This window comes from Terrabacter sp. FW104-15G4B (assembly GCF_058790095.1).
Map to the genome: position 1 here is coordinate 110,135 of NZ_JBYTCI010000008.1, position 7,434 is coordinate 117,568.

At 71.4% G+C, this 7,434-nt stretch carries 6 protein-coding genes; 3 read left to right on the forward strand and 3 right to left on the reverse strand.

The window, feature by feature from the left end; genetic code table 11:
* Positions 1–111: 111 nt before the first annotated feature.
* Both AC3WRT_RS08930 and AC3WRT_RS08935 read right to left on the reverse strand, forming a co-directional pair.
* Entirely contained in the window at positions 112–1,371 is a 1,260-nt protein-coding gene (locus AC3WRT_RS08930; RefSeq protein WP_492721117.1) for an Nramp family divalent metal transporter, read from the reverse strand.
* Between the two features lie 90 nt (positions 1,372–1,461).
* Positions 1,462–2,925, reverse strand: coding sequence for a hypothetical protein (locus tag AC3WRT_RS08935; protein WP_492721118.1), 1,464 nt, complete (start codon positions 2,923–2,925; stop codon positions 1,462–1,464).
* Positions 2,926–3,100: 175 nt separating this feature from the next.
* On the opposite strand from AC3WRT_RS08935, the gene AC3WRT_RS08940 reads away from it, so the two are divergent.
* The gene (locus AC3WRT_RS08940; protein WP_492721119.1) at positions 3,101–3,448 is read left to right on the forward strand and encodes a TraR/DksA family transcriptional regulator; all 348 of its coding nucleotides are present in this window, start codon (positions 3,101–3,103) and stop codon (positions 3,446–3,448) included.
* Between the two features lie 121 nt (positions 3,449–3,569).
* On the opposite strand, the gene AC3WRT_RS08945 is transcribed toward AC3WRT_RS08940, so the two are convergent.
* The gene (locus AC3WRT_RS08945; protein ID WP_492721120.1) at positions 3,570–4,178 is read right to left on the reverse strand and encodes a TetR/AcrR family transcriptional regulator; all 609 of its coding nucleotides are present in this window, start codon (positions 4,176–4,178) and stop codon (positions 3,570–3,572) included.
* A gap of 73 nt (positions 4,179–4,251) precedes the next feature.
* On the opposite strand from AC3WRT_RS08945, the gene AC3WRT_RS08950 reads away from it, so the two are divergent.
* A complete protein-coding gene (locus AC3WRT_RS08950) occupies positions 4,252–6,411 on the forward strand; it encodes an MDR family MFS transporter (RefSeq protein ID WP_492721121.1) in 2,160 nt (719 codons plus the stop codon).
* Positions 6,412–6,568: 157 nt separating this feature from the next.
* Positions 6,569–7,390 carry an oxidoreductase gene (locus AC3WRT_RS08955; RefSeq protein ID WP_492721122.1) on the forward strand — a complete coding sequence of 274 codons (822 nt, stop codon included), beginning with the start codon at positions 6,569–6,571 and terminating at the stop codon, positions 7,388–7,390.
* Positions 7,391–7,434 lie beyond the last annotated feature (44 nt).

Genomic DNA, 7,434 nt, shown 5'->3' on the forward strand with positions numbered 1-7,434 from the left:
AGCGACGTCGCAGCGGTTTCGTGCGCCACTCTTCCACACGGTCGCGCACTGTCCGGGGGCGTATGCCGCCCGCAGCCGCCGCGCCCTCCACGAGACCGCGTGCGGTGCGGCTCAGAAGGCGGACGCCACCAGGTAGGTGCAGAGACCGACGATGACCGCCGTGATGAGCGCTGCGGTCGCCGTGGTGATGCGGCGGTTGACGAGGACCCCCATCAGCGTGGCGTCGCGGGTCAGGAGCAGCAGCGGCACGAGGGTGCCGGGGAGGGCGAACGACAGGACGACCTGGCTCCACACAAGGGCGTTCGTCGGCTCCACCCCCACGCCGAGGATGACCAGCGCCGGTACGACGGCGAACAGGCGGCGCAGCAGCGGCGCGATGGGGCGACGGCCGAAGCCCTGCATGACGATGTCGCCGGTCTGCACCCCGACGAGCGTCGACGCGAGACCCGAGGCGAGGAGGGCGACGGCCAGCATCGTGGCGGCGACCTGGCCCGCGTTGGCCCCCAGGGCGGCATACGCCGTCTCGATGCTCGCGCCGGCCTCCGAGGGCAGCGCGGCGGAGAAGACGACAAGGCTGACGTTCGCGACGCCGGCGACGGTCATGGCGATGACCACGCTCCGGGCGGTCCGGCGGCCGCTGCGCAGGCGTTCGGCCTGGCCGACGGCCGCGGTGCCGTCGTCGTGGCCACGCGAGGCAGCCGAGTGGAAGTGCAGCGCGTGGGGCATCACGGTGGCGCCGACGATGCCGACCGCGAGCAGCGCCGCGGACGAGTCGAGCGGCCCCGGCACGACGGAGCGCAGCAGCGCCACGCGGTCGACGTCGGCGATGAAGACCTGCCAGACGAGCGAGCCGATGATGACCACCAGCAGCACGAGCACGACCGAGTCGAAGTGGCTGCGGCCACGCACCTTGAGGGCGAGCACGACCAGGCTGAAGAGCGTCACGCACACGGCTCCGGCCATGAGCGGCATACCGAAGAGGAGCCGCAGCGCGATGGCGCCGCCGACGATCTCGGCGAGGTCGGTCATCACGACGACGAGCTCGGCCTGCGCCCACAGCAGCCACCGGCCGAGCCCGGGATAGCGGGCCGCACTGTGCTCGGCCAGGCTCTTGCCGGTCACCATGCCGAGCTTGGCCGCGAGGTACTGGATGACCATCGCCGAGCAGCTCGCGAAGACGACGACCCAGACGAGGGCGTAGTCGTGCTCGGCGCCTGCCGTGATGTTGACGCCGAAGTTGCCCGGGTCGACGTAGGCGATCGCCGCGAGCAGGGCCGGGATGAGCGTGCGCGGCGCGCTGATCGTGCCGCCGAGCCCGCGCTCCGGCGACCGGTCGTCCACGCGTGGCTGCTGCGCCACTCGCTCACCCATGGACACAGCATCGGGCCTCGAGCACCCCGAGGCCAACTGCCGGGCCGGGGCAGGCGGACGCGGCCAGGGCGGCTGGGGGACGCCGTGGCGTCAGCGTGCCGCCGCGACCCCGAGCAGCGCAGCGATCCCGAGGGCGCTGCGCGGGTCGTAGGCGGCCGTCCACAGCCCCCCGTGCGCGGCCGCATACGCCTCGTCCTGCCACGGCGTGGGCTGCGCCGGAGCGCCCGTGCGCAGGTCGTGGACGAGCAGCGCCGCCATCAGCGTGTTGGCCGTCCCGGGCTCGAAGACCTCGATGCCGAAGCGGTGTGCGCCGGCGTAGGCAGCTGCCAGGGCGCGGTTCTTGACCACGGATCGGGTGCGCGTCGGGGGCGCGACCTTGAGCGACACCAGACCACCGTCGGCGCGGTATGCCGTCGCGCGCCACCGCTGGAGCCGCTTGGCGAGCAGGTAGTTGGGTCCCTGCTGCAGCACGACACTGTCGTTGATGCCAGGGTCCTGGCCCGCGACGTAGTTGCGGCGCAGCAGTCGGCCGCCACTCAGGGTCCGAAGCGGAACACGCAGCAGCTTCGAGGTTCGCCGGTGGGCGTAGCTGTCGGCGGAACGCTCGACGGCCGCGCCCGGCACGGCGAAGACGTCGGTCGGCGTGGCGAGGAAGGCGAGTGCGACGTCGTCGCGGCCCTTGGCGGCGACGACGCCCCGGGTCAAGGCGTCGACGGCCATGGAGACGCGGACGTTCGTCTCACCGTCCGCGTAGACGTAGTTGCCGATGACGAGGGGGCCCTCGAGGGCCGTGACCCACTGCGTGACGGCGCCGAGGTCGTGCACCAGGTCGCCACCCGCGCGCTCGGCGACCGACCCGTGGCCGTCGGTCATCGGAAGGGTGATCGACCCGGCCAAGCGGCGCGTTTCACCTATCAGCCTGTCCCACAGGTCTTTACGCGGTAAATCGACGGCGGCGACGTCAGCGCCCCAGCGCAGCAGCGAGCGCAGCGGTCCCATCTCCGCAGCCGCCCCGAGCACGACGACGGTGCGGTCCGAGAGGTCGAGCCAGTCCGGGTTGTCGAGGACCCGGCCGACCGCCTCGGCGCACGTCGGCTCGATGGTGCCCGCCTCCACCCAGCGGTCGAGACGGCGACGGAGCGCGTCCCCCGAGAGGCGCTCGCCGGCATACGGCACCGAGAGGGTGCGGTCCGGGGTGCCCTCGCCTCGGATGGTCTCCGACCGCAGCGGGGCCGCGCCCGGGTCGGGGTCGAAGGCGGCGGTGAGGGGCCGGTCCCCGTCGGCGGTGGCCCAGCGCATCCGCTCGTGTAGCGAGTCGAGCCCGGCCCGCGCGATGGACCGTGCCGCCTCGGGTGTCACCAGGCCGGCCTCGACGACGCGGCGGAAGTGCGGGAGGTAGCCCTGGCGCCAGCTCGTCTCGCGCTCGGCAGACGCGGCACCGACGGGGTCGACCGGGCGGAGGGCGTCCGCGACGACGGCGCGTCCGGTGGCGGTCGTGCTGCGGCGGCCGGACGACGGGTCGAGTGGGAAGACCACTCCGCTGGGGTCGCTCATGGGCCCATCCTGCCGGGTGGGAACCGGCGCGGCGTCGATGGCGTCCTGGCGGCCGGGTCGCCCCGGGGACGGGCCGAGCGGCCGGAACGACGCGCGCCCGGCGCCCGGCGCCCCGAAAGGGTGCGGTTCGCCACTGAATCCGTCCGGTGGGACCCAACGGGAGGACCATGGAGCCATGAGCACGAAGACGGCCGCCCACGCGGCAGAGCTGGAGTCGGCCCGGGCCGACGAGATCGAGCGCATCGCCGGTCTGCGCCGCGAGTTCGCCGAGGTCGTCGAGGCGTCAGAGGCCAACATCGGCGACGACGAGCACGACCCCGAGGGATCGACCATCGCCTACGAGCGCACGCAGATCGGCGCCCTCGTCAGACAGGCCGAGCAGCATCTCTCCGAGATCGACGCGGCCCTGCAGCGAATCGCCGACGGCAGGTACGGCAAGTGCGAGGTGTGCGGCGACGCGATCCCCCACGCCCGGCTCGAGGCCCGGCCCACCGCGCGCACCTGCATGCGGCACGCCGGCTGACGGGGGCTGACCCATCTGCCGTGATGCCCTGTCACGGCGGGTGGGGTCAGCGCACGGGCGTCAGCGTGGCGTCAGCGCACGGGCGTCAGCGTGGCGTCAGCGCACGGGCGTCAGCGTGGCGTCAGCGCACGCCGGCGGCGAGGCGGTCGAAGGCCGCGTCGATGTTGCGCTCGAGGCGGCCCGAGCCGCCGTTCTGCTGGTGCGCGATGCAGGCCCGCACGGCCGCGATCGCGACGGCCACCGTGACGCGCGCCTCGAGCGACCCGCCCGGCTCGGCCCCGAGACGACGCTCGAGCGCTGCCGTCAGGACGTTCTCGATGCGAAGGTTGTTGCCCACCAGGGCCGGGGCGAGCGACGGCTCGCCGAGCAGGATGCGACGCCGTCGCCCCCGCAGCTCCCGGTCGATCGAGGCTGGCGCCAGCATCCCGGCGAGGATGCGGCGCAGGGACTGAAGCGGCGTCTCGTTGGGTAACCCCTCCTCGAGCCCCGCGGCATACGCCTCGAGCTCCTCGGCCGTGGTGCCGATGACAGCCGCCTCTTTGGAGGGGAAGTAGTTGAAGAAGGTACGAGCACTGACCCCGGCGCGGGCCGCGATCTCCTCGGTGGTGACGGCCACGAAGCCCTTCTCCTCGACGAGGTCCAGGGCGGCGAGGTTGAGCGCTCGGCGGGTCTCGCGCTTCTTGCGCTCGCGCAGGCCGCACGACTCGTCGGTCAGCAGGTCCGTGCTCATGGATCCATCGTGCCACGAGCCTGCAGTGACTGCAATTTTGCAGTGACTGCACGATTGACGTAAGGTGCGTCGCATGCCACAGAAGACCCAGGGAGTAGCCACGGACACCGCGACCGGCCCAGCCAGCTCGACGCGTGCCGCGAAGGCGCCCGGACTCGACCGCCCCACCCGCAACATCTTCATCGCGCTCATGCTCGGCATGCTCGTGGCGTCGATCAGCCAGACCATCGTCGGGCCCGCCATGCCGCGGATCGTCGCCGAGCTCGGCGGTATCGAGCACTACTCGTGGCTCGCCACCGCCGCCATGCTCGTCAGCGCGATCACCGTGCCCATCGTCGGCAAGATGAGCGACCTCTACGGCCGGCGCGGCTTCTACCTCGGCGGCCTCGTCGTCTTCATGGCCGGCTCGATCCTGTCCGGCTTCGCGCAGAACTTCTGGTGGCTCATCGCCGCCCGCGCCGTCCAGGGCGCCGGCATGGGCACCCTGATGCCGCTCTCGCAGACGATCATCGGCGACATCATCCCGCCGCGTCAGCGCGGCAAGTACCAAGGCCTCATGGGCGGCGTCTTCGGCCTCGCCTCGATCCTCGGTCCGCTCGTCGGTGGCTACGTCACCGACAACTGGGGCTGGCGCTACCTCTTCTTCATCACGCTACCCGTCGGCGTCTTCGCCTTCTTCGGCATCAGCCGCTTCCTGCACCTCGAGCACACGGCTCGCGACACCGTCGTCGACAAGGCCGGCATCGCCGCGCTGTCGACGACCCTGATCCTGCTGCTCGTGCCGACCTCCCTCGGCGGCACCACGCTGGACTGGAACTCACCCGCCATCATCGGCATGTACGTCGCCGGCGTCGTCGGCCTCGCCGTCTTCATCGCCATCGAGCGCCGCGCCGTCGAGCCGGTGCTGCCGCTACGGCTGTTCAAGAGCCCGCTCTTCACGCTCTCGAACATCGCAGCCTTCATGGTCTCGGTCATGATGTTCGGCGCGATGATCTACCTGCCGGTCTACGCCCAGGGCGTCCTCGGTGCGTCTGCCACGAACTCCGGCCTCATCCTGATGCCGATGTCGGTCGCCATGATCGGCCTGTCGATCATCTCGGGCCTCGTCATCACCAAGACCGGCCGCTACAAGCTGCAGACCATCGCGGGCATCCTCATCATGGGCGTCGGCTTCTGGCTGCTGACCCAGCTGCACTACGGCTCCAGCCAGGTCGACCTCACGCTGTCGATGATCGTCTTCGGCGTCGGTCTCGGTATGGCGCTGCAGGTCTTCACCCTGATCATCCAGAACTCCTCGCAGCGCAAGGACCTCGGCGTCGCGACCGCGTCGACGCAGTTCTTCCGCAACGTCGGCTCGACCGTCGGCACCGCCGTCTTCGGCACGATCATGACGAGCGGTCTCGCCGCCAACATCGCCTCGCACCTGCCCGCCTCGGTCGTCCAGCAGATGCAGGCGTCCGGCCAGCAGGTCAGCGCCGGCTCCGTGCTCGACCCCTCGGCCCTGGCCAAGCTGCCGCCGGTCATCGCGACCGGCGTCAAGCAGGGTCTCGCCGACTCGCTGCACAACGTCTTCGTCTGGGGCCTCGTGCCGTTCGCGCTCGCCCTGCTCGCCACGCTCTTCATCAAGGAGGTGCCGCTGCGTGACACCGTCCACACCCCGGACGAGGCCGGCACGCAGCTGCTCGACACGATGTCGCAGTCGGCTCCGGACGACGAGCTGAAGGTGCCGCTCGGCCGTGAGGCCGGCAACACGCGTACGCACGAGCGCCTGCTCGGCCTGCGCCTGGGACTGCTCGCCGACTCCGCGCTGCGCGGCGACCGTCCCCTGCTCACCCAGGCCGTCACGCGTCTCGGCGACGGCGACCTCGACGCCGGCGCGGCGCTGCTGCACCGCACCTCGCGAATGCTCACCACCGAGGACCTCGCGCTCGCGGCCGAGACCGAGCGTTTCGCGGTCGAGGTCGCTGCTCGGGCGAAGGCGGACGGCGGCGTCCTTGACGAGTCGCTCAAGCGCGAGCTCGCCACGGCCGTGGCCGAGCGTGACGCCCGCACGGTCATGACGACCGTCGAGCCCACCGTCGCGGAGCGTCACGAAGCCGTCGACGTACGCCTGCTGGCCGCGGTCGGTGACGACCTCACCGCTGCCTACCTCGTCGACCGCCAGAAGGCCCGGCTCGTCGAGAACTCCGAGCACTCGGAGCACTCCCTGCACTCGGAGGCCGGGGTGCGCTGACCGCGCCCCGCACCCCACACCGTCGAGAGGCCACGTTCTGTGGGTCTCGTTCGGTCGAGAGGCCAGAACTCGTCACGAGTTCTGGCCTCTCGACGTCGGCGCCCACGAGACATGGCCTCTCGACGGCTTCTCGGGGGACGCGGCATACGGTGGCGGGATGACCAAGGTAGCCCTCGTGACCGGCGCGTCCTCCGGCATCGGCGAGTCCGTCGCCATCCATCTCGTCGAGTCCGGGTGGACCGTGTATGCCGTGGCCCGCCGGGTCGAGCGCATGGCCGCGCTCGAGTCGCGGGGCATCACGACGTTCGCCATGGACGTCACCGAGGACGCGTCGATGGTCGCCGGCATCGACCGGATCATCACCGAGCAGGGGCAGATCGACGTGCTCGTCAACAACGCGGGCTACGGCTCATACGGTCCGGTCGAACACGTGCCGATCGAGGAGGCCAGGCGCCAGTTCGAGGTCAACGTCTTCGGCCTGGCGCGGCTGACCCAGCTCGTCACGCCGCACATGCGCACCCGACGCCGAGGCCGGATCGTCAACATCTCGAGCATCGGCGGCAAGGTCTACGAGCCGCTGGGCGCGTGGTACCACGCCACGAAGTTCGCGGTCGAGGGCTTCAGCGACAGCCTGCGCCTGGAGCTCGCGCCGTTCGGCATCGACGTCGTCATCGTCGAGCCCGGACCCATCATCTCCGAGTGGAACACCATCGCCCGCGACAGCATGGTCGAGCGGTCCGTCGGCACGGTCTACGAGGACATGGCCCGCCGGATGGCGGGGATGTTCGCGCGGGTCGACACCCCGGGCATGAGCTCGGGGCCCGAGGCGGTGGCCGAGAAGGTGCTCAAGGCGCTCGAGGCCGCGAACCCGGCCGCCCGCTATCCCGCGGGTCGCGGGGCCCGGGCCATCGTCACGGCGCGACGGCTGCTCCCCGACCGCGCCATGGACGCGATCATGAAGCGCACCCTCTCCGCCTGACCCACGTCCCCACACCGTCGAAGGGCCACGAACCGGTCCGGTTC